Annotated in this window: 13 protein-coding genes and 5 pseudogenes; 15 read left to right on the plus strand and 3 right to left on the minus strand. The window is 40.1% G+C overall.

Annotated features, from left to right (window positions below):
* Positions 1-10 precede the first annotated feature (10 nt).
* The 7 genes and pseudogenes from WG932_RS29235 (at position 11) to aroF (ending at position 6,053) form a co-directional block, all read left to right on the plus strand.
* Complete coding sequence (locus WG932_RS29235) at positions 11-592, plus strand: anthranilate synthase component II (RefSeq protein ID WP_483086246.1); 582 nt, start codon at positions 11-13, stop codon at positions 590-592.
* Positions 592-1,601: pseudogene (gene trpD / locus WG932_RS29240) on the plus strand (anthranilate phosphoribosyltransferase). The gene WG932_RS29235 and the pseudogene trpD overlap by 1 nt, the downstream one beginning before the upstream one ends.
* A 2-nt stretch (positions 1,602-1,603) precedes the next feature.
* Positions 1,604-2,424 (plus strand): annotated as a pseudogene (gene trpC / locus WG932_RS29245) (indole-3-glycerol phosphate synthase TrpC).
* Positions 2,425-2,441: 17 nt separating this feature from the next.
* Entirely contained in the window at positions 2,442-3,083 is a 642-nt protein-coding gene (locus WG932_RS29250; protein ID WP_483086247.1) for a phosphoribosylanthranilate isomerase, read from the plus strand.
* Positions 3,080-4,258: a tryptophan synthase subunit beta gene (trpB, locus tag WG932_RS29255; RefSeq protein ID WP_149394893.1), complete on the plus strand. Its 1,179-nt coding sequence runs from the start codon at positions 3,080-3,082 to the stop codon at positions 4,256-4,258. Before WG932_RS29250 ends, trpB begins: the two co-directional genes overlap by 4 nt.
* A gap of 5 nt (positions 4,259-4,263) precedes the next feature.
* Entirely contained in the window at positions 4,264-5,037 is a 774-nt protein-coding gene (trpA, locus tag WG932_RS29260) for a tryptophan synthase subunit alpha (protein ID WP_483086248.1), read from the plus strand.
* Positions 5,034-6,053 carry a 3-deoxy-7-phosphoheptulonate synthase gene (gene aroF / locus WG932_RS29265; RefSeq protein WP_483086249.1) on the plus strand — a complete coding sequence of 340 codons (1,020 nt, stop codon included), beginning with the start codon at positions 5,034-5,036 and terminating at the stop codon, positions 6,051-6,053. Before trpA ends, aroF begins: the two co-directional genes overlap by 4 nt.
* Before the next feature lie 2,176 nt (positions 6,054-8,229).
* On the opposite strand, the gene WG932_RS29270 is transcribed toward aroF, so the two are convergent.
* Complete coding sequence (locus WG932_RS29270) at positions 8,230-8,691, minus strand: DoxX family protein (protein WP_483086250.1); 462 nt, start codon at positions 8,689-8,691, stop codon at positions 8,230-8,232.
* Positions 8,692-8,741: 50 nt separating this feature from the next.
* The gene (locus tag WG932_RS29275; RefSeq protein ID WP_483086251.1) at positions 8,742-9,308 is read right to left on the minus strand and encodes a Crp/Fnr family transcriptional regulator; all 567 of its coding nucleotides are present in this window, start codon (positions 9,306-9,308) and stop codon (positions 8,742-8,744) included.
* Between the two features lie 255 nt (positions 9,309-9,563).
* On the opposite strand from WG932_RS29275, the gene WG932_RS29280 reads away from it, so the two are divergent.
* The 7 genes and pseudogenes from WG932_RS29280 (at position 9,564) to WG932_RS29310 (ending at position 18,104) form a co-directional block, all read left to right on the plus strand.
* Positions 9,564-10,427: a phenylalanine-4-hydroxylase gene (locus WG932_RS29280; protein WP_483086252.1), complete on the plus strand. Its 864-nt coding sequence runs from the start codon at positions 9,564-9,566 to the stop codon at positions 10,425-10,427.
* A 94-nt stretch (positions 10,428-10,521) separates the two neighbouring features.
* Positions 10,522-11,307 (plus strand): sialate O-acetylesterase, encoded by a 786-nt coding sequence (locus WG932_RS29285; protein ID WP_483086253.1) that lies wholly within the window; start codon positions 10,522-10,524, stop codon positions 11,305-11,307.
* Entirely contained in the window at positions 11,277-12,086 is an 810-nt protein-coding gene (locus WG932_RS29290; protein ID WP_483086254.1) for a metallophosphoesterase, read from the plus strand. The genes WG932_RS29285 and WG932_RS29290 overlap by 31 nt, the downstream gene beginning before the upstream one ends.
* Before the next feature lie 147 nt (positions 12,087-12,233).
* The gene (locus WG932_RS29295) at positions 12,234-12,680 is read left to right on the plus strand and encodes a DNA topoisomerase IV (RefSeq protein ID WP_242067837.1); all 447 of its coding nucleotides are present in this window, start codon (positions 12,234-12,236) and stop codon (positions 12,678-12,680) included.
* 19 nt (positions 12,681-12,699) lie between these two features.
* A pseudogene (locus WG932_RS29300) lies at positions 12,700-14,601 on the plus strand (DNA topoisomerase IV subunit B).
* A 206-nt stretch (positions 14,602-14,807) separates the two neighbouring features.
* A pseudogene (locus WG932_RS29305) lies at positions 14,808-17,400 on the plus strand (DNA gyrase/topoisomerase IV subunit A).
* A gap of 11 nt (positions 17,401-17,411) precedes the next feature.
* On the plus strand, positions 17,412-18,104 hold the full coding sequence (locus tag WG932_RS29310) for a TrmH family RNA methyltransferase (RefSeq protein WP_483086255.1): 693 nt from the start codon (positions 17,412-17,414) through the stop codon (positions 18,102-18,104).
* Positions 18,105-18,181: 77 nt separating this feature from the next.
* Here WG932_RS29310 and WG932_RS29315 read toward each other — a convergent pair.
* Positions 18,182-18,611, minus strand: a pseudogene (locus WG932_RS29315) (DUF6157 family protein).
* Positions 18,612-19,159: 548 nt separating this feature from the next.
* On the opposite strand from WG932_RS29315, the gene thrS reads away from it, so the two are divergent.
* Complete coding sequence (thrS, locus tag WG932_RS29320; RefSeq protein ID WP_483086256.1) at positions 19,160-21,115, plus strand: threonine--tRNA ligase; 1,956 nt, start codon at positions 19,160-19,162, stop codon at positions 21,113-21,115.
* The last annotated feature ends 68 nt before the right edge of the window (positions 21,116-21,183 follow it).

Here is a 21,183-nt window from a genome sequence, read left to right on the forward strand (position 1 = left end):
GGATTTACAGATGAAAATACTGGTACTGGACAATTATGATTCCTTCACCTATAACTTGGTGTATATTATCCGAGAATTGGGGTATGGAAATTCAATGGATATCATTAGAAATGATAAAATAAGCCTGGAAGAGGTAGATGCTTATGACAAAATATTGCTTTCCCCGGGCCCCGGTCTCCCGTCCGAGGCAGGTATTATGCCTGAACTGATTAAAAAATATGCCCCAAGTAAAGATATTTTGGGAGTATGTCTTGGACACCAGGCCATTGGGGAGGCTTTTGGCGCAGGGCTTATCAACCTTACAGAGGTTGTTCACGGTGTAGCAAGCAAAATCAAAATCAAACCTGATTTATTGTTTGAGGGTTTGCCTGAATATTTTACCGTAGGCAGGTACCACAGCTGGGTAATAGATGCCACCATGCTTCCTGATGAACTTGAAGTTACCTCCAAAACACCTGACGGACAGATTATGGCCATCAAGCACAAAGAATTTGAAGTACGTGGTTTGCAGTTTCATCCCGAGAGCATCCTCACCGAAAATGGGGTGCAAATAATAAAAAACTGGATTGAAGGTAAAAAAAATAACAATTAATGAAAGAGATACTTAACCACCTGATAGAACACAAAACCCTCAGCAAAGAACAGGCAAAAGGGGTGTTGAAAGAAATGACTTCCGGTGAAGTTAATACCAGCCAAATGGCTGCTTTCTTGACCATATTTATGATGCGAAGCGTGCGGGTTGAAGAATTGATGGGATTTAGAGAAGCCATGCTTGAAAGATGTATCGCCGTAGACATCCCGGAATATGATGCCATTGATTTATGCGGTACCGGTGGGGATGGCAAAGATACCTTTAATGTATCTACCTTGGCATCCTTTATCGTAGCAGGCGCAGGACAACCTGTAGCCAAACATGGAAATGTTGGTGTTTCCTCAGTCTGTGGATCTTCCAATCTTTTGGCTCATTTTGGCTATGAGTTTACCAATGATGTGGAACAATTGAAAAGTAGTCTTGACAATGCAGGGATTTGCTTTTTGCATGCACCTCTATTTCATCCTGCCATGAAGCACATAGGTCCGGTTCGCAAAGAGCTGGGAGTGAAAACATTCTTTAACATGTTGGGCCCTATGGTCAACCCAAGTTTCCCTAAAAACAATTGGTGGGAGTTTTCAGTCTTGAACTTGCTCGTCTGTATGGTTACCTGTATCAAAACAACGATGTTAGGTTCAGTATTTTGCATGCCTTGGATGGCTATGATGAAGTATCCTTGACGGGTGATCTAAAATGGATTTCTAATGATGGTGAGAAAATTGTAAGTCCAGAGGAATTGGGCTTTAAAACCATAATGCCTGAAACCATTAAGGGAGGGACTACAATTGAAGAATCGGCTGACATTTTCATGAATATCTTGAAAGGCAAGGGAAGTCCTGAACAAGAAGCAGTCGTGATAGCCAATGCCACCCTCGCCCTTACCACCTCCAAGCCAAATTGGAGTCTTGATACCGCGAGAGACAAAGCCACAGAAACCCTTAAAAATGGCACAGCGCTGAAAGTTTTCAAAGAACTGATTAATCCAAAAACCTCCATAAATATTAGTTGATAATGAATATCCTTGAAAAAATAATAGCTCGAAAAAAGGAGGAAATTGCAGAACGGAAAGCCCTATTTCCTCAAAAATTACTGGAGAAAAGTTTGTTTTTCGAAGGTAATGTGGTTTCGATGAAAAAATATGTAACCCATCCTGAAAAGACCGGGATCATTGCTGAGTTCAAAAGAAGATCCCCTTCAAAAGGTCTTATCAATGGAACAGCCACAGTAGAGCAAACAACAATTGGTTATATGCAGGCCGGAGCTTCTGCATTGTCTGTATTGACAGATAAGGACTTTTTTGGGGGAAGTGAAGCAGATCTTGGCCTGGCAAGGAAATTCAATTTCTGTCCGATCTTACGCAAAGATTTTATGGTCGATGAATACCAAATCATTGAGGCAAGGTCTATTGGTGCCGATTGTATTTTATTAATTGCAGCTGCCTTAACGCCAAAACGACTCAATGAATTGGCAGTTTTTGCAAAGGGCCTAGGCTTGGAGGTATTATTGGAAGTGCATGATGGGGAAGAGTTGGAAAAAGCCTCAATGAACATGTGGACTTGGTAGGGGTAAACAACCGTAACCTGAAGACTTTTGAAGTAAACATTCAGACCTCATTGGAATTGGTAGATTCCATTCCAAACACTTTTACCAAAATTTCGGAAAGTGGCCTTTCAGAACCGGCCACTTTGGTCCAATTAAAAAAGGCCGGATATGATGGGTTTTTGATCGGAGAAAACTTTATGAAAACCATTCGACCACATCAAGCTGCTTATAATTTTATGCAACAATACAGGAAGTTATTGGCAGCTTCCAAAGGACAAATAGAGGCATGATCATAAAGGTTTGTGGCATGGCTGAGCCTGATAATATTTCAGGCCTGTTGGGAATAGCGGAAGTCAATTGGATGGGGATGATATTTTACCCTCCTTCTGGACGTTATGTGCCTAAATTTGGTCAAGATGCAGCAGGATATAAAAGGGTATCTTTACCCAAAGTGGGCGTGTTTGTCAATGAAAGCACTGAAGAAATCCTTAGAGTTGTGAAGGATTATGGCCTTTCCTTGGTGCAACTTCATGGAGATGAGCCTCCGAGCCAACTTCAAGCACTCAGAGAAAGAACCAAGGTAAAACTGATAAAGGTTTTTAGAGTGGGAGCGGATTGGAACTGGAAGTCTTTGGAAGCCTATAAAGATCTGGTTGATTATTTCCTTTTTGATACTGATGGGCCTTCCTATGGAGGTACTGGTCATCAATTCAATTGGGAAATATTAGAAAGCTATCCTTATGAAACACCTTTTCTATTAAGTGGAGGGATAGCACCAAAAGATGTAGAAAATCTTTTGGCTTGTTACAAGGCTTATCCTGCAATGGTTGGAATTGACATTAACTCAAAATTTGAAATTTCCAAAGGTGTCAAAGATTTGGAAAAAATAAAGACATTTACGGCAGCGATCAGCGATAAAGCTGCCACAGCGAAAAAAGAAAACCAATGATAAAGATTGATGAAAATGGATTTTATGGCGATTTTGGGGGAGCCTACATCCCGGAGATGCTGTATCCCAACATTGAAGAGCTTAGAGAGAATTATGAGCAAATAATGGCTTCTGAGGAATTTAAGGAGGAATTTGACCGCTTGCTCAAAGATTATGTGGGCAGACCTACTCCATTGTTCTATGCCGAAAGACTATCGAAAGAATATGGGGCAAAAATCTACCTAAAAAGGGAGGACCTTTGTCATACCGGTGCCCATAAAATTAACAATACCATAGGTCAAATAATACTGGCAAAAAAACTCAATAAAAAGCGGATAATTGCCGAAACCGGTGCAGGGCAACACGGCGTAGCAACAGCTACTGTTTGTGCCTTAATGGGAATGGAATGTACGGTCTATATGGGCGCCATTGATATGGAGCGACAAAAACCAAACGTAGAACGTATGCGTATCCTAGGTGCCACTGTGGTACCGGCCAATTCCGGTAGTAAAACCCTGAAAGATGCGACCAATGAGGCCATGCGACAGTGGATCAATAACCCGGTTGATACGCATTATATCATCGGATCAGTGGTGGGACCTCATCCATATCCTGAAATGGTTGCCAGGTTTCAGTCGGTTATTTCTGCTGAGATCAAGACCCAACTGTTAGAAAAAGAGGGTAAAGATAGTCCGGATATTGTAGTCGCCTGCGTAGGAGGGGGAAGCAATGCTGCAGGAGCATTTTTTCATTATTACAATGATGAAAAAGTGAGATTAATAGCCGTGGAAGCTGCCGGTCTTGGTGTAAGCTCCGGCAAGTCGGCAGCCACTACCCAACTGGGAAAACCTGGCATCCTTCATGGAAGCAAGACATTACTAATGCAAACGGAAGATGGACAGGTAGTGGAGCCTCATAGTATTTCTGCAGGCTTGGATTATCCTGGAATAGGTCCTGTACATGCCCATTTATTTGCTTCAGGAAGAGGAGAGTTTTTGGCGGTAGAAGATGAAGATGCGATGAAAGCAGGGATAGAATTGAGCCGGCTGGAAGGAATTATACCTGCCATAGAATCAGCCCATGCTCTTTCTGCCTTGAACCAGTTGAAATTCAAAGCATCAGATATTATTGTAATCAATCTGTCAGGAAGAGGGGACAAGGATTTGGAAACATATATTAAATGGGGTAATTATTAATGGCCATGAATCGAATAGACGAATTATTTAAAAATAAGGATGGCAATATCCTTTCTATATACTTTACAGCTGGCTACCCTAATTTGGACGACACCGTAGGAATCATGGAAGCCATAGAGGAAGCAGGGGCAGATATTATTGAAATAGGTATACCCTATTCTGACCCTGTTGCCGATGGTCCTACCATTCAAGATAGCAACAATGTTGCCTTGAACAATGGGATGACACTGAAATTGTTATTTACTCAATTGGAGGGATTAAGAAGCAAATTAAATATTCCTGTGGTATTGATGGGGTATCTAAATCCTATTGTTCAATATGGAATGGAAGCATTCTGCAAAAAATGTCAGGAAGTAGGCGTTGATGGAGTGATTATTCCTGACTTGCCAATGCAACAATATACTGATTCCTATAAAGAATTGTTTGATAATTATAACCTTAGAAACACTTTCTTAATTTCTCCTCAGACTTCTGAAAAAAGGATTCGAGAAATCGATAGCAAGACAGATGGATTTATTTATATGGTCTCATCTGCTAGTATTACAGGAGCTAAAAAAGAGGTTACTCCGGAACAAATAGCTTATTTCGAGAGGGTAAGGGACATGGGACTAAAAAATCCACGATTGATCGGTTTTGGTATCTCAGACAAAGCTTCCTTTACAACCGCCTCAACTTATTCCCATGGAGCAATTATTGGAAGTGCTTTCATCAATGTTGTCAAGGAAGCAAAATCCCTTAGTGAAGAAATCAAAACATTTATAAAAGGCGTCATATCATGATCGTACAGCTAAAGACAGACATTAGTCTTCTACAAAATCAAAATTTAATTGAAAAGATCAATGGTATTGGCTATAAAGTTACTGAGGTTAAAACACAAGCCGGAAATTACCTGATAGGTATAGGAAAGGCTGCCTATGACATTAGAAAAATTGGAGCCATGGATGGTATTTTAGACATCCACGTGGTGTCTGATGAATACAAACTGGTATCTAAAAAGTGGAAAGCAAAACCAACCTCTATTGATCTTGGAGATGGAATTGAAATAAAAGATGGTGATATGGCCATAATATCCGGTCCATGTTCCATAGAATCCGAAGAACAAATACAGCGGGTAATTGCTCACCTAAAAGAAAACAAGGTAAGCATGATGCGAGGAGGAGTATTCAAACCCAGAAGCAGTCCCTATGCATTTAGAGGGCTGGGCATGGATGGACTTAAGCTCTGGTACAAGCATGCAAAAGCTGCAGGAATTAAAATTGTAACTGAAGTCATGCAGGTTTCCCAGATAGAAGAGATGCACGATTATGTGGATATTTTTCAAGTGGGAGCAAGAAATACCCAAAACTTTAACCTTTTGGATGAATTAGGTAAAATTGATAAAGCCGTATTAATTAAAAGGGGGATTTCCGGAACCATTGAGGAACTGCTTCAATCCGCAGAATATGTATTTTCTGGAGGCAACGAGAAACTTATTCTTTGTGAACGTGGAATCCGTACCTACGAAAGGGCAAGTAGAAATACCTTAGACCTGAACGCGGTTCCTATTCTAAAATCTAAATCGCATTTGCCGGTGGTGGTAGATCCTTCCCATGGCATTGGTATTCGGGATTTTGTACCGCAAATGGCTTTGGCAGGAGTGATGGCAGGAGCAGATGGTATAATTTACGAATCGCATGAGCATCCGGATAAAGCATATTCTGATGGGCAGCAGACATTGAACTTCACCCAAAGTAGCGACCTGATTGGCTATATTAGGAAAATCTTTGAAATGAGAAAATCATTTGATTTGCATTAAGCCTTTGTCCGTGGATGGGTTAGTTTATTTTGCAGTTTAACAACCGGTTGTAGGTCAGTTGAGTATTATTGGTTTGTCAGCATTGTAGTTTTTCTATAATGCTGACAAAATCTTTGTGCCAGCAGGTGGCAATAGGTTTAAATCGGATTGGGTGGTCATCCCTCTTTTGGGCTAGCGGTTTTTCCAAGAGATGCTATCCCATATTCAGTAAAAGTCACTCCATTGGTGAAAGCTCAAATCTCCCTTGCCAAGGAGGAAAAGGGGGATTTTTCGATCCCCATATTTTGGAGATTCCTTCGCCTTCTACCGCGCAAGGCCATCGCAAAGTCTTGGAATGACGTTTTGTGGTCCCTGAGCTTGTCGAAGGGCCCTACAACTTTCACCGCACAAGGTACTAAGTCTTCCGACAAAAGCTTTTAAAAACCAGGGTTAAAGGGCCACCGGCATTAGCGAAAAGCCGGTTTCACTATAGAGCATATTGTAGGCTAATGCGCTAAAAAACCAACTGATTTACACCCCGTGTTGCACCTCCTTCGTCGGCTTACCCGGGGCTACAAAGATTGCACACCTCTGGAGTGGCTGCATTGGGTATTGCCATCCTAATTCTGAGCTTTTATAATGTAAAGTCTTGGAATGACGTATATTTTAATTCTGCCTTGTAGATTTTCGGGGGTAAGAAATTTAAGAAGCGATGGGAAAGGCACAGGCATGGTTGGAATAGGGTTTAGAGGATGAGCCTCTAGAAATAGCAATTGTTAAAGGCGAAACCTTAAATACCGGAGTTTGCCTGTGTGAGGGAGGCCTTAAATTTTAGCCGAAAAGATACACAGCGGCGGGGTTTCCCCTGAGTTGCTTCGCTTCAGGGCAGGTTCGTTACTTTTTTGACCTGCAGCAAAAAAGTGACAATCGAAATGGGGAAAGAATCGGTAAAGCTATAGTAACCGTTTCTTACCAACGCAGAATGGCCTCGCCAAGCCTCGGAATGACGAGGAAAGGCCTAACTGCGAACCCTTGTAGAAGGTCCGTGTGAAGGCAAGGGTGTGGCAGTCTCTCCACTGTTGAGATTCCTTCGCCTTCCAACGAAGAAGGCCCTATCAAAGTCACGGAATGACGTAAATATTAACTTCCGCCTTGTAGATTTTCGGCGTTAAGAAATTTAAGAAGTACGGGCAAGGGCACAGGCACTGTTTGACGCAGTTTTTGGTTGAGTAATTATTAAAAAGTAACGAAACAATGCTACCAAAAACAAGGAGTTTGCCTGTGTGAGGGAGGCCTTAAATTTTAGCCGAAAAGATACACAGCGGCGGGTTTTTGCTTACTTTTTGACCTGCAGCAAAAAAGTAAGAATCGAAATGGGGAAAGAATCGGTAAAGCTATAGTAACCGTTTCTTACCAACGCAGAATGGCCTCGCCAAGCCTCGGAATGACGAGGAAAGGCCTAACTGCGAACCCTTGTAGAAGCTCCGTGGGAAGGCAAGGGTGTGGCAGTCTCTCCACTGTTGAGATTCCTTCGCCTTCCAACGCAGAATGCCCTATCAAAGTCACGGAATGACGTAAATATTAACTTCCGCCTTGTAGATTTTCGGCGTTAAGAAATTTAAGAAGTACGGGCAAGGGCACAGGCACTGTTTGACGCAGTTTTTGGTTGAGTAATTATTAAAAAGTAACGAAACAATGCTACCAAAAACAAGGAGTTTGCCTGTGTGAGGGAGGCCTTAAATTTTAGCCGAAAAGATACACAGCGGCGGAGTTTCCCCTGAGTTGCTTCGCTTCAGGGCAGGTTCGTTACTTTTTTGACCTGCAGCAAAAAGTAAGAATCGAAATGGGGAAAGAATCGGTAAAGCTATAGTAACCGTTTCTTACCAACGCAGAATGGCCTCGCTAAGCCTCGGAATGACGAGGAAAGGCCAAACTGCGAACCCTTGTAGAAGGTCCGTGTGAAGGCAAGGGTGTGGCAGTCTCTCCACTGTTGAGATTCCTTCACCTTCCAACGCAGAATGCCCTATCAAAGTCTCGGAATGACGAATTATACCACAAAGATTGCACACCGCTGGACTGCGGCATTGATGCCATCTTGATTACTGCGTTTTTAAAATGTTAATTCTCGTAAATGCGATTTACCCATAATTTTAAGTGGCTAATTTTGAAATTATTTTAACGCCTAATTGAAGGTGTATTACATAATTTTTGGTTTAATGGATGAAAAATACACCCAAGCAATAAATAAAACTTGTAGGGGTATTCTGAACCATAAATAAGCCGGACCATTACCTTCATGTGTTGCATTTTGATAATCGATCTGTTCCAATGAAGCCTTGATATTAGCAGGCAGTAGCAGGATAAAAAAAATGATCAGTAAGCTGGCTGTGGCTGTTTTAAACTGAGGCACATGTAGTCCTATAGCTCCAAGGATTTCGATTATGCCTGTAAAATAAACAAGCTCTTTTTTGTAGGGTATGAAGTCAGGAACCATCATTGCCATTCCATCTGTGAACATAAAGTGTCCCAAAGCGGTGAAAAGTAACATGACTGAGAAGCCTATCCTGGCAGCTAGAGAGTAATTATAAACGCCATGTACAAGCTTTATGTATCCAATTGAAAATACAGTTATTGTGATTAAAAGGAGAAAAGGTTTCATGTTTTTTTCCAAAGGTGGGGAAAATTTTTCCTTGAGAAAATGAACCTAAGTTAAGAAATTCGCTTTCTTATTCTGCTTAATGCTTGAGGCGTTACTCCTACGTAAGAGGCAATGTATTTGAGAGGGATTTCTAAGATTAGGTTGGGCCGTTTTTTAAAGAGCTCCCTGTACCTTTCTTCAGCGGTTTGTTCTAAAAAGGAAAGTTCTCTACCGGATTTTATCAAAAATTGGCTTTCTGCAGCCAACCTTCCTATTGTATTTCCAACATTGGTGTTGGCGTAAACAAACTGTAAGTCTTCATGAGAAATGCGCCAAAGAGTTGTTGGGGTCATGGTTTCCACTTGATAAGTACAAGGTTGTCTACTTAAAAAGGAATCATAAGCACTGACAAATTGCCCTTGAAAGCAGAAGCCAAAAGTTAAATCATTGTCTATTTTGGGAATAAATAGCCTGACAACACCTTTTTCGATAAAAGACAAATGAGATTCTGTCTCTCCAGCTTTCAACAGACTGAATTTTTTAGGATAATCGGTTTTCTTAAGCTTGGAAGAAAAAATGCCCCAATCTTTGTCAGAAATACCCACCAGTTTCTCAAAATAATTTCTTATCTGCTCCATATTACTGTTTTGCGGATTTCTGAAGTAAAATAGTGTAAAACATTAAGGTATCAATGGGTAGTAAACTTTCCAACAAAATAGCATGAATAAAAGAATAGATTTTAAATGAGTTTGTTCGGATACTTCCATTTTACGGAAGTCCTTACTTAGCTCTTTGGAGCTTTTAACAAATATTAAATTATATAAAGTGTTGTAATTCAGTGTTTATCGTTTTTTTGTTGGCTCTCTTCCAAAGAGCAATGAAATTACAATCCTTTGCTAGAAAGATTCGTTTATTATCTAAGTAAGCTTTTACCGGATCAAGTGAATCCGGATAAAGCCGATCCAATTTTGAGAAGTAAGATGAAAAATATACGATCCAAGAGAATTTTCACTGACCCCGGTTTAGGCCTATTTCAGCAGGATATAAGGACCTATAATACCGAAGATTATAAAGTATGGGAAACCCTTTTTATCAAACAGTCAAAAAAACTGCCGGAAGTGGCGGCAAATGCATATAGGCAAGGGTTCCAAGCTTTGCGCTTGTCTGAAGAAAAGATAGTGAACCTAAAAGAGGTCTCCTACCGATTAGGAATGAATACCGGATGGCGGGTACAAGTGGTACCTGGTCGTGTTAGTGAACACTTGTTTTTTAGTCTACTTCAGGGCAAGAAATTCCCTGTTACCTCTTGGCTAAGAAGATTGGATGAATTGGATTATCCAATAGAGCCGGATTTGTTTCATGATGCTTTTGGCCATGTGCCCTTGTTGATGAATGAAAGCTTTTCCCAATTTTTACAAGGTTTAGCCGCTATTTCTTTAAGGTATATAGACAACCCATTGGCTTTAGCCTTGCTAGAAAGGGTTTATTGGTACACAGTGGATTTTGGTCTAATTAAAGAAAAAGATGGGCTCAGGGCCTATGGTGCAGGCATACTTAGTTCCTCGGGAGAAATGTATTATAGCCTTTCAGATGAGCCCAAGCATTGTGCCTATGAGGTAGAGGAGGTTATGAATACTCCATTTTGGAAAAATAAATTTCAAGACAAGTATTTTATTGTGAATAGTTTCGAAGAACTAACGAACTCTCTTCCACTTATTGAGGAAAAAGTAGCCGAACTTTTGCAAAAAGCGGAGTAAAAACGGGTGATTTTAACGGAATTTTTTAATCTTAGCACTTCTTTTTCCATAATAATCCAATCACCTTATGTTCGTCCTGATTAAGAAGTTCTTATTGTTAGTTTTATTATTGCCCACCACTTTTTTTCTCCAAGCTCAGGAGATTGACAGTTTAGATATTTATTTGGCCATAGGCCAGTCCAATATGGCGGGGAGGGCAGATATTTTAGCTGATTTGGAAGCGCCGGTGGAAAGTGTTTATCTCTTTACCGGAAAAGAATGGTTACCGGCAGCCAATCCATTAAACCTCTATTCCACCGTGAGGAAAGTGGTGAGCATGCAACGGCTTAGTCCTGCCTATGGATTTGCCAGGAAAATGCAAAATTACAACCAAGATAGAAAAATTGGCCTAGTGGTCAATGCAAAAGGAGGCAGTGTAATAGATGAATGGCTTCCCGGCACCCTGTTTTTTTCTGAAATTATAGACCGAGCTAGACTTGCCGCAGAAAGTGGTAAAATAAAAGGAATTATTTGGCATCAAGGTGAAGGAGATGTTAAGGAAGCAGATCAGTATTTAGGTAAAATTAGTCATTTGATTACTGCCTTACGTGACAGCTTGCAGTTACCGGGTTTACCTTTTGTGGCCGGGCAATTGTCAAATGACAAAAGTAATAGAAAAGCACTTAATGATACCTTGTTAAACCTTCCCAAGATTGTACCTTATACGGGGCTGGCCCTATCTTTTGGTACAACTACCTTTGATAGTACGCACTTTGATAGTCCGAGTCAGGTTTTATTGGGAGAGCGATATGCTGATCAAATGATACAATTAATGGAAGAAAAAAGAAAAGGAAAAGCTTTTTCTTTGGCGTGTTGTCAGACATACAATATGCTGATGTAGAGACCGTTGGAAAGCGAAACTATAGAGGGACTTTGGAGACCCTTAGGCGAACCATTCCTTATTTAAACGCTTACGATCTTAAATTTACAGTACACCTTGGGGATTTAATAGATCGTGATTTCGAAAGTTTTGAAGCCCCTTTGTCCATATTAGAAGAGAGTAATGCTCCCGTTCATTACGTTTGGGGAAATCATGATTTTTCAGTTTTGGATAGCCTTAAACAAAAAGTTGGCAATAAAATAGGGAACGAAAAAGGATACCATTCCTTCGAGATTGGAGACGTGGTTTTTATGATGGTAAATGGTATGGACATAAGTGTAGGAGGCCATCAGGAAGGTTCTACCCAACACGATGAAGCATTGAAGATGATGCAGATTTTAGAGGCAGAAGGAGCAAACAATGTAAAACCTTGGAATGGAGGCGTAGGTAAGGAACAATTGGAATGGATGGAAGCGGTGGTCAATAAAGCTGAGGAAGAAGGAAAACGTGTTGTCGCTTTTTGTCATTACCCGCTATTGCCGGAGAATGGGCTCCACTTGCTCAATCATAAAGAAGTGTTGGAGAGCATAGGTAACTCTCCTGCCATGGTTGCTTGGCTTTCCGGACATCATCATGCGGGCAATTATTATATGGATGAAAACGGGATGCACCACCTGACTTTTTTAGGTATGGTGGAGGCTGAATCTCCTGCCCTAGGTGCCATTGTGACGGTAGAAAAAGATAAATTAATAATTCATGGCATAGGAGATGAAGAGGATCGAATCCTGAATTTCAGGTAAATACCCTGCCTTTAAATTTTCTTTTCAAAAAGGCCTGAGGACTTTCCGCTTTTGGTACTGGATTAATTTTTATATTTGCTGCCTAAATAGAAAATTATGTACACCCGTTTTGCTAAATTCTTTTACTTCCTATCAATAGGATTATTTTTGTTCGTTTTTCTGTATGCTTATGCTTCCATGCCGGACTTTGCCACCTACGAGCAAAACAGCAAAGGATTGCCTGTAAAGCAATTAAGTAAGGAAAGCTTCTTTTATTTTACAGTCATTCTGTTTTTTGTTTACAATGTTCTTTTGGTAATTCCGGGGAAAATGATAGAAATGAAAGGAAGGAATGCCTTACGCAGACTTTTTCCGGTAGGAGATATTTATAGAGATCGGATTTTAGCATGGATATATTCCTTTATCGGTGTACTTAATCTATGCGTAAGTATCATGGTTTTTTATATCCATAGCCTCACCAATCAAAATGAGATTAGAAATTCTGAATACAATGTTTTCTTTTACCTTGTCCCCATTTTGCTTGCAGCATGGGTTATAGGCTTATTTTTATTGCTGGTAGGAAAAATGAAACAGGTAAAAACAGGTACAGTTTAAGGCAGATAACAGTTAAAATATGGCAGGAAACGTACAATACACCGAAGATAGTATAAAGTCCCTCGATTGGAAAGAGCATATCCGCTTAAGACCGGGTATGTACATTGGAAAGCTGGGAGATGGAAGTGCACAAGATGATGGGATATATGTTTTGGTGAAAGAAATCCTTGACAACAGTATCGATGAACACATGATGGGAAATGGTCGAACCATTGAGGTGAAGATCAGCGAGCACAAAGTGGAAATCAGAGATTATGGTAGGGGAATTCCGTTGGGAAAGGTCATCGATTGTGTTTCCAAGATCAATACGGGGGAAAATATGACTCCGGTGCATTCCAGAAATCGGTAGGATTAAATGGGGTTGGTACCAAAGCAGTGAATGCCTTATCTGAATATTTTAAGGTTCAGTCTTTTAGAGAAGGTCAAACAAAAGTTGCAGAGTTTAATAAAGGAGAACTGATAGAAGACCGTCCGGTGGTCAAAACCTCGGAAAGAAATGGGACCAAAATTGTTTTTTCTCCGGATCCTACTGTCTTTAAGAACTACCATTTTATACCGGAATACCTTGAAAATCAAATTTGGAACTATGCATTCCTGAATAGTGGGTTGACCATTAATTTTAATGGAGTCAAATATTTTTCTCAGAATGGTCTGCTGGACTTGTTGGACCGAAAAGTAGATGATGATAGCAGAAGATACCCGACCATACACCTCAAGGGCAATGATATTGAAATGGCCCTTACCCATACCAATCAATATGGTGAGGAGTATTATTCCTTCGTGAATGGCCAATTTACCACTCAAGGTGGAACTCATTTGGCCGCATTTAGGAGTTCATTGTTAGGTCAATCAGAGAGTTCTTCAAAAAGATTATGATGCCGCAGATATTCGACAAGGTGTTGTGGCTTCTATTGCGGTTAGGGTTATGGAACCTGTTTTTGAATCCCAAACTAAAACAAAATTAGGCTCTCACAGCGTCGGACCTGATGGCCCCACCTTGCGGACGTTTGTCAACGATTTTGTGAAGGTAGAACTTGACAATTACCTGCACAAGCATCCGGATACTGCCAATGCCATTCTCAAAAGAATTCTTCAGTCGGAGAGGGAAAGAAAAGAAATCTCAGGCATAAAGAAATTGGCCAATGAGAGGGCCAAAAAAGCCAATCTGCACAATAAGAAATTAAGAGATTGTAGAGTTCATTATGATGACAATAAGGCAAAGGATGAGCAGAAAAATGAAACCATGCTCTTTATTACAGAGGGTGACTCAGCATCCGGATCAATCACCAAGTCAAGGAATGTGCAGACTCAAGCTGTGTTTTCCTTAAGAGGAAAGCCACTCAATTGCTTTGGGATGACCAAAAAAGTGGTGTATGAAAATGAAGAGTTTAACCTTTTGCAGCATGCCTTAAATATTGAAGATGGGATTGATGGATTGAGGTATAGAAAAATTGTAATTGCAACTGATGCCGATGTGGATGGTATGCATATTCGCCTCTTGATCATGACCTATTTTCTACAATTCTTCCCGGATTTGGTGAAAAATGGACACCTTTTTATACTTGATACACCACTTTTTAGGGTGAGAAACAAGAAGGAAACCATTTATTGCTACTCTGATGAGGAGCGACAGCGTGCCATACATAAATTAGGTAAAACGTCAGAGATTACGCGATTCAAGGGGCTAGGTGAAATATCTCCTAGTGAATTTGGAGGCTTTATTGGTGAAAATATCCGTTTGGAACCTATTATCTTAAATAAGGAGACGAAAATTGCCGATTTGCTTGGCTTCTATATGGGGAAAAATACTCCTACCAGACAAGAATTTATTATTAATCGCTTAAAGGTTGAAAAAGACCTGGATCTGGGAGCAGAGGATAAGGCAAATGGGGAAGATAGCGAAGAAAAGGAAGTTGCGTAGAGGGGAAGTAAATATTCCGTTATAAGTTCTGTTTCACCTAAGCAGATCGAGGCTAATTAATAAAGTCAGAGGTTATTTTCTGAGGCTTACCTAAGCATAATAATGAACCGTTGCCGGTAGTAAAATTTTTCATATATCAACCTATTTATAGGCGTTAAGTGTTTTGAGGTATTACTCAAAAACTCAAGTAAAAATGAAGTTAATTCATGAGTGAAGAAAAAGATTTACCAATAGAAGGAAATGAAGGCTTACAGAATGTTGTGCCTGTTTCCGGAATGTATCAAGATTGGTTTTTGGATTACGCTTCCTATGTTATTTTGGAGCGTGCAGTACCTGCGATAGAAGATGGCTTTAAGCCTGTACAACGCAGGATCATGCACGCCATGAAAGAAATGGATGATGGCCGTTTCAATAAAGTCGCCAATATCATAGGGCAATCCATGCAATACCACCCTCATGGTGATGCCTCCATTGGTGATGCCATAGTGAATTTAGGGCAAAAGGACTTGCTGATAGAAACCCAAGGTAACTGGGGAGACGTTAGAACCGGAGACGGAGCTGCTGCTGCCAGGTATATTGAGGCGAGGCTTTCCAAGTTTGCACTGGAGGTAGTTTTTAATCCCCAAACAACAGAATGGCAACTTTCCTACGATGGAAGAAAAAAGAACCGGTAACTCTTCCTGTTAAGTTCCCTTTATTATTGGCACAAGGAGTAGAAGGTATTGCTGTTGGCTTGAGTACAAAAATCCTTCCTCATAACTTCTGTGAATTGATTGAGGGCTCAATCCAAATCCTAAAAGGAAAGAAAACCAATATTCTTCCCGATTTCAATATGGGAGGCTATGCCGATTTTTCGGAGTACAATGAGGGCCTTAGGGGAGGGAAAGTTAAAGTCCGAGCTAAAATAGAAGAAGACGATAACCGAACTTTGTTGATCAAAGAAATTCCTTACGGAACTACCACCAACTCCTGATTGAGTCCATCATCAAAGCCAATGATAAAGGGAAGATAAAGATCAAAAAAGTTGTTGACAACACCGCAAAGGATGTTGAAATAATGGTTCAATTGGCACCGGGTCAGTCCCCCAATATGACCATTGATGCGCTGTATGCCTTTACAGACTGTGAAGTAAGCATTTCACCCAATGCTTGCGTAATTATTGATGACAAGCCTGTTTTCCTTTCTGTTAACAAAATATTGGAATACAACACCTTCCAAACAAAGGATTTGTTGAACCAGGAATTGGAAATTAGGAAAAGTGAATTGTTAGAGAAATTGCTCTTCTCTTCACTTGAAAAGATATTTATTGAGAACAGGATTTATCGGGATATTGAGGAATGTGAAACCTGGGAAGCTGTTATTGAGACAATAGATAAAGGCCTTGAGCCATTTAAACCTGAGTTTTACAGGGAAATCACCAAGGAAGACATCATTCGGTTGACCGAAATTAAAATCAAACGTATTTCTAAGTTTGACACCTTCAAGGCAGATGAGCTGATGAGGAAACTGAATGAAGAATTAGAGGAAGTGAACCATCACCTGCAAAACCTAACCGATTATGCCATTCAATATTACTCCGACTTATTAAAAAAATATGGCAAGGGCAGGGAAAGAAAGACAGAAGCCAGAACATTTGATACCATTGCTGCCAATATCGTAGCAGCTAACAATGCCAAATTGTATGTAAACAGGGCCGATGGTTTTGTAGGCTATGGTTTGAAAAAGGATGAATTCGTTTGCGAATGTTCAGACTTGGATGATATCATAATTTTCCGAAGAGATGGCATATGTATGGTAACCAAAATTCAGGACAAAGGGTTTGTAGGTAAAGACATTATCCATGTGGCAGTCTTCCGGAAAGGGGATGAAAGGATGGTATACAACCTGATTTATTTGGATGGAGGTTCGGGAAGAACGATGATCAAGAGATTCCAGGTACTAAGTGTAACGAGGGATAGAGAATACGTACTTACCAAAGGTACCAAAGGAACTAAAGTGCTTTACTTTACAGCAAATGCCAATGGGGAAGCAGAAATTGTAACTGTTTTCCTTACTGCCGGGGCCAAGGCAAGGGTTAAGGTGTTTGACTTCGATTTTAAAGATCTGGAAATCAAAGGACGTGGAGCCAAGGGAAATATCCTCACAAAATACCCTGTTAGGAAAATTCAACTTAAAATGGAAGGAGTGTCTACTTTGGGTGGATTGGACATTTATTTTGACCCTTCTGTAGGTAGGTTAAATACGGATGAAAGAGGAGACTTTGTAGGGAATTTCTTAGGAGAAGACAAAGTATTGGTCTTCTATAAAGATGGAAATTATGAGTTGACAACCTTTGAATTGACCAACCGGTATGAACCGGAGAATATATTATTGATCGAAAAATATGACCCTGAAAGCGTGGTGTCATCCATTTATTATGATGGTGTAAATAAGATGCATTATGTGAAAAGGTTCGTGATCGAAACTTCTACCTTAAACAAGAAATTTAACTTTATCTCAGACCATAAGCAATCCAAGCTAACCGTGGTTTCCACAGAGAAGCAGCCTCAGGTAAAAGTTAAATTTAAGCTGGACAAAGAAGTAGAAGAAAAGGTTTACGATATGGATATGTTGATAGATGTAAAAGGATGGAAATCTGTCGGCAATCGATTAAGCAACCATAAAGTGATAAATATTTCTTTGGTGGAATCAGCCAAACCGGAAAAGAAAAAGGAGAACCCCGTAAAAAACAATGATTCGGAGGAATCCAAAAATGGTTCAGGAGAAGATGATGACAAAGAACAGTTAGGGCTGTTTTAACCCATACCGCTATGGAGCAATTGGACAAAGATGAACTGGCTTTTCTAGCCTATCTTTCCGACTACGTCACTCCCCATAAAAAAGCTTTGATAGACAAAGTACTGGGAGAGAGGACTCGATACATAACTCTTGTTCTAGAAAATATTTATAAACCTCACAATGCCTCAGCCGTTCTTAGAACGGCTGATTGCTTTGGTATTCAGGATGTTCATGTCATTGAGGGCGATAACAGTTATGATATCAATCCCTATGTTACCAGAGGAGCCGCTCAATGGGTAGACTTGCATAAATATGACAATGCATCGGGAAATGCAACAGAGGATTGTATCAAACAACTCAAACATAATGGCTATAAAGTTGTGGTCACTAGTCCCAGAGAAGGTAGTTTGCCGGTGAGTGAATTGTCCATAGATCAGCCGCTTGCTCTGATTTTTGGCAATGAACATGAGGGAGTAAGTCAAGCGGCCATGGAAGCGGCAGACGGTTTGGTGCATATACCCATGAAAGGATTTACTGAAAGTTTTAATATTTCAGTGAGTGCAGCCATTTGCCTGTATGCACTTCAGGAAAAAATCGGAGGGGAGTCAATGGATAATTATTCATTAAATGAGGCAGAAAAGTTAAAGTTAAAGTACCGCTGGTACCAAGAGATAGTCAAGCATTCTGCAGCCCATAAACGGGCATTTTTTCATAATAGAAAATAAGGACTGCCGGCTTTAATATCGATTTATTTCCTTAGGAATTCTTCCACATGAAGATGGAGACTCTGTCTTTTGATGAGTTATTCGAGACATGGTTTAGGCTTTTTTGACCGCATCGCTTTAACTTTAGAGATGGATGAGTCCTCCAGAAATTTTTCGTAGGCCTCGGTTTCTCTTCCATAAAGCGCAATTTTACCAAGATGATCACTATGGATTCCAAAACCGTATCTTTTGGTTAAAGGTGAAGCCCTTAAACAAGGTTGGCCCTTAGAAAAAAATGTTTCTTGCTTCCGGGTACTCCTTTTGGCTAAGGTCATTGCGCAGGGCATAAATTTCAAATAGCAATTCATCTGAAGTGAATCGGTATGGCTCCTTGGTAATCATTTCATATTGAAGATTGGCAACTGATTTTTTATTGCCCTTTAGTGGAGGAACTTGTCCATTTTCTGCCAGGCAATCAGCGGCAACTTCAATAAAGGTATTAAAGTAATTGGTGGAATGTACTTTCATATTTTAAAATGAGAAGGTAAGCAACTTGTTTATTCGTTCACAAAATATTAAAACCATATTGTTTCAGATAAATCTAAACAATTTTAATGTTATTCAATCGGTCCGTTACCATTTTTCTATTTAATAAGGTAGCCTTATAGCGGGTGGAAAAAACTATTGCGAGTTTTCTACAATAAAGTTGGCAAATAGCAATAATTTCGAGGCTAAAAAAGAAAGTTTATTTTTTATTTGGAATATTCCGAGTGGGGAAGGTTTTAGGCTACTGAGCCATAGGAAGATTAGCCCGGATTGAGTCATAGCATGTTTATTTCGGGTTGAAGAAGTGGAAATAATTTTTTTCCTGATTACTTTAATGAATGAATAAGATAAGCAAGGGCTAATCTTTTTATTTAACCCGCCGAATTTGCATATTTGCAGTTCATAAATCAGGAAAATGCTTTACTTTTGGGGCCTTGCGCTATAATCGTAAAAAATACACTGGTTTTGGCGAAGAATGAGTTTAAAAGCACCTGTTTGTAAAGGTGATTTATCATAAATAAAAGGAATGCATGTCAAGTAGTGGTAATGAGATTAAAGTAACATTTCCTGATCAGTCTGTCAGGGTTTTTGAAAAGGGAGTAACCAGTTTAGAAATAGCATTAAGCATCAGTGAAGGTTTGGCCAGAAATGTATTGGCAGCCAAAATCAATGGTGAGATTTGGGATGCTACAAGGGCTATCGACCAAGATGTAAGCATCGAGTTGCTTACCTGGAAAGATGAAGGTGGGAAATCTACCTTTTGGCATTCTTCTGCCCACTTGTTGGCAGAAGCATTGGAAGCCTTATATCCCGGTATTAAATTTGGAATAGGCCCACCTATTGAGAATGGGTTTTATTATGATGTAGATTTTGGAGACAAAACCTTAGAAGGGGCGGAGTTAGAAAAAATAGAAGCCAAGATGATAGAGTTGGCTCGTCAGAAGAATGAATTTGTCAGAAAAGACATTTCCAAGCAGGATGCCGTTGGCTATTTTAAGGAAAAAGGGGATGAGTACAAACTAGACCTACTTGAGAGGTTAGAAGACGGAACCATTACCTTTTATGAGCAAGGAGGATTTACAGACTTGTGTAGAGGGCCCCATATTCCACACACTGGTTATGTCAAAGCGGTTAAATTGCTGAATATTGCTGGGGCTTATTGGCGAGGGGATGAGAAAAATAAAATGCTTACCCGTATTTATGGCATTACCTTTCCGAAGGCGAAGGAATTGAAAGAATACCTTCACATGCTTGAGGAAGCGAAGAAAAGAGACCATAGAAAACTTGGCAGGGAATTGGAGTTATTCACTTTTTCCGAGAAAGTTGGCTTAGGACTGCCATTATGGTTGCCCAAAGGCACCTTATTGCGAGAGCGTTTGGTTTCTTTTCTAAAGAAAGAACAGGATCATACAGGTTATCAGCAGGTAATCACTCCTCATATAGGGCACAAGGCATTGTATGAAACATCCGGACATTATGAGAAGTATGGTAAGGATTCATTTCAGCCAATAGCTACTCCACATGAAGGTGAGGAGTTTTTATTGAAGCCAATGAACTGCCCTCATCACTGTGAAATATACAAACATAAGCCGAGGTCTTATAAAGATCTCCCGGTAAGGTATGCCGAATTTGGTACCGTCTATAGGTATGAGCAAAGCGGTGAGTTGCATGGGTTGACCAGGGTACGTGGTTTTACCCAAGATGATGCCCATATATTTTGTAGGCAGGATCAGGTAAAAGAAGAGTTTATCAAAGTAATTGACTTGGTATTGTATGTTTTCAAGGCCTTGGGTTTTGACAATTACACGGCGCAAATTTCTTTGAGAGATCCTGACAATATGGAAAAATATATTGGGGATGAAGAAGCGTGGAATAAAGCAGAGAAAGCCATTATAGAGGCAGCAGAAGAAAAAGGACTGGACACAGTGACAGAAACCGGAGAGGCGGCTTTTTATGGGCCGAAACTCGACTTTATGGTCAAAGATGCTTTGGGAAGAAGTTGGCAACTGGGAACCATACAGGTAGATTATCAGTTACCCCAACGGTTTGAATTAGAATATACCGGTTCAGACAATCAAAAACACAGGCCGGTGATGATTCACAGGGCTCCGTTTGGATCTTTGGAACGATTTGTGGCAGTATTGATAGAGCATTGCGCAGGTAACTTCCCACTTTGGCTGGCCCCTGAGCAATTAGTGATTTTGCCTATATCGGAAAAATATGCCGAATATGCCTCTAAGGTAAAAGCATTATTGGCAGACAATGACATAACAGGTGAGATTGACAACCGAGATGAGAAGATTGGTAGGAAAATCAGGGATGCTGAAGTAAAGAAGATTCCATTTATGGTGATTGTAGGGGAGAAAGAGCAGGAGGAAAACAAAATATCACTAAGAAAACATGGAGAAGGTGACATTGGCTCATTTGAATTGAGCGCATTTGTGGACTTCTTTCAGGGAATCATTAGGGAATCATTGAATAAATAACAGGAATATAATTTGTTGATTTTTAATATTTAAAAAATTATTAGATATTTGCAATCTGAAACTTTAAA

This window comes from Cyclobacterium sp. SOCE241 (assembly GCF_056867545.1).

Excerpts from the sequence above, each read along its gene's own strand:
- thrS (WP_483086256.1), top strand. The coding sequence starts at position 19,160 with ATGTCAAGTAGTGGTAATGAGATTAAAGTAACATTTCCTGATCAGTCT.
- WG932_RS29270 (WP_483086250.1), bottom strand. The coding sequence starts at position 8,691 with ATGAAACCTTTTCTCCTTTTAATCACAATAACTGTATTTTCAATTGGA.
- WG932_RS29250 (WP_483086247.1), top strand. The coding sequence starts at position 2,442 with ATGGCTGAGCCTGATAATATTTCAGGCCTGTTGGGAATAGCGGAAGTC.
- aroF (WP_483086249.1), top strand. The coding sequence starts at position 5,034 with ATGATCGTACAGCTAAAGACAGACATTAGTCTTCTACAAAATCAAAAT.
- trpB (WP_149394893.1), top strand. The coding sequence starts at position 3,080 with ATGATAAAGATTGATGAAAATGGATTTTATGGCGATTTTGGGGGAGCC.
- WG932_RS29310 (WP_483086255.1), top strand. The coding sequence starts at position 17,412 with ATGGAGCAATTGGACAAAGATGAACTGGCTTTTCTAGCCTATCTTTCC.
- WG932_RS29275 (WP_483086251.1), bottom strand. The coding sequence starts at position 9,308 with ATGGAGCAGATAAGAAATTATTTTGAGAAACTGGTGGGTATTTCTGAC.
- WG932_RS29235 (WP_483086246.1), top strand. The coding sequence starts at position 11 with ATGAAAATACTGGTACTGGACAATTATGATTCCTTCACCTATAACTTG.
- trpA (WP_483086248.1), top strand. The coding sequence starts at position 4,264 with ATGAATCGAATAGACGAATTATTTAAAAATAAGGATGGCAATATCCTT.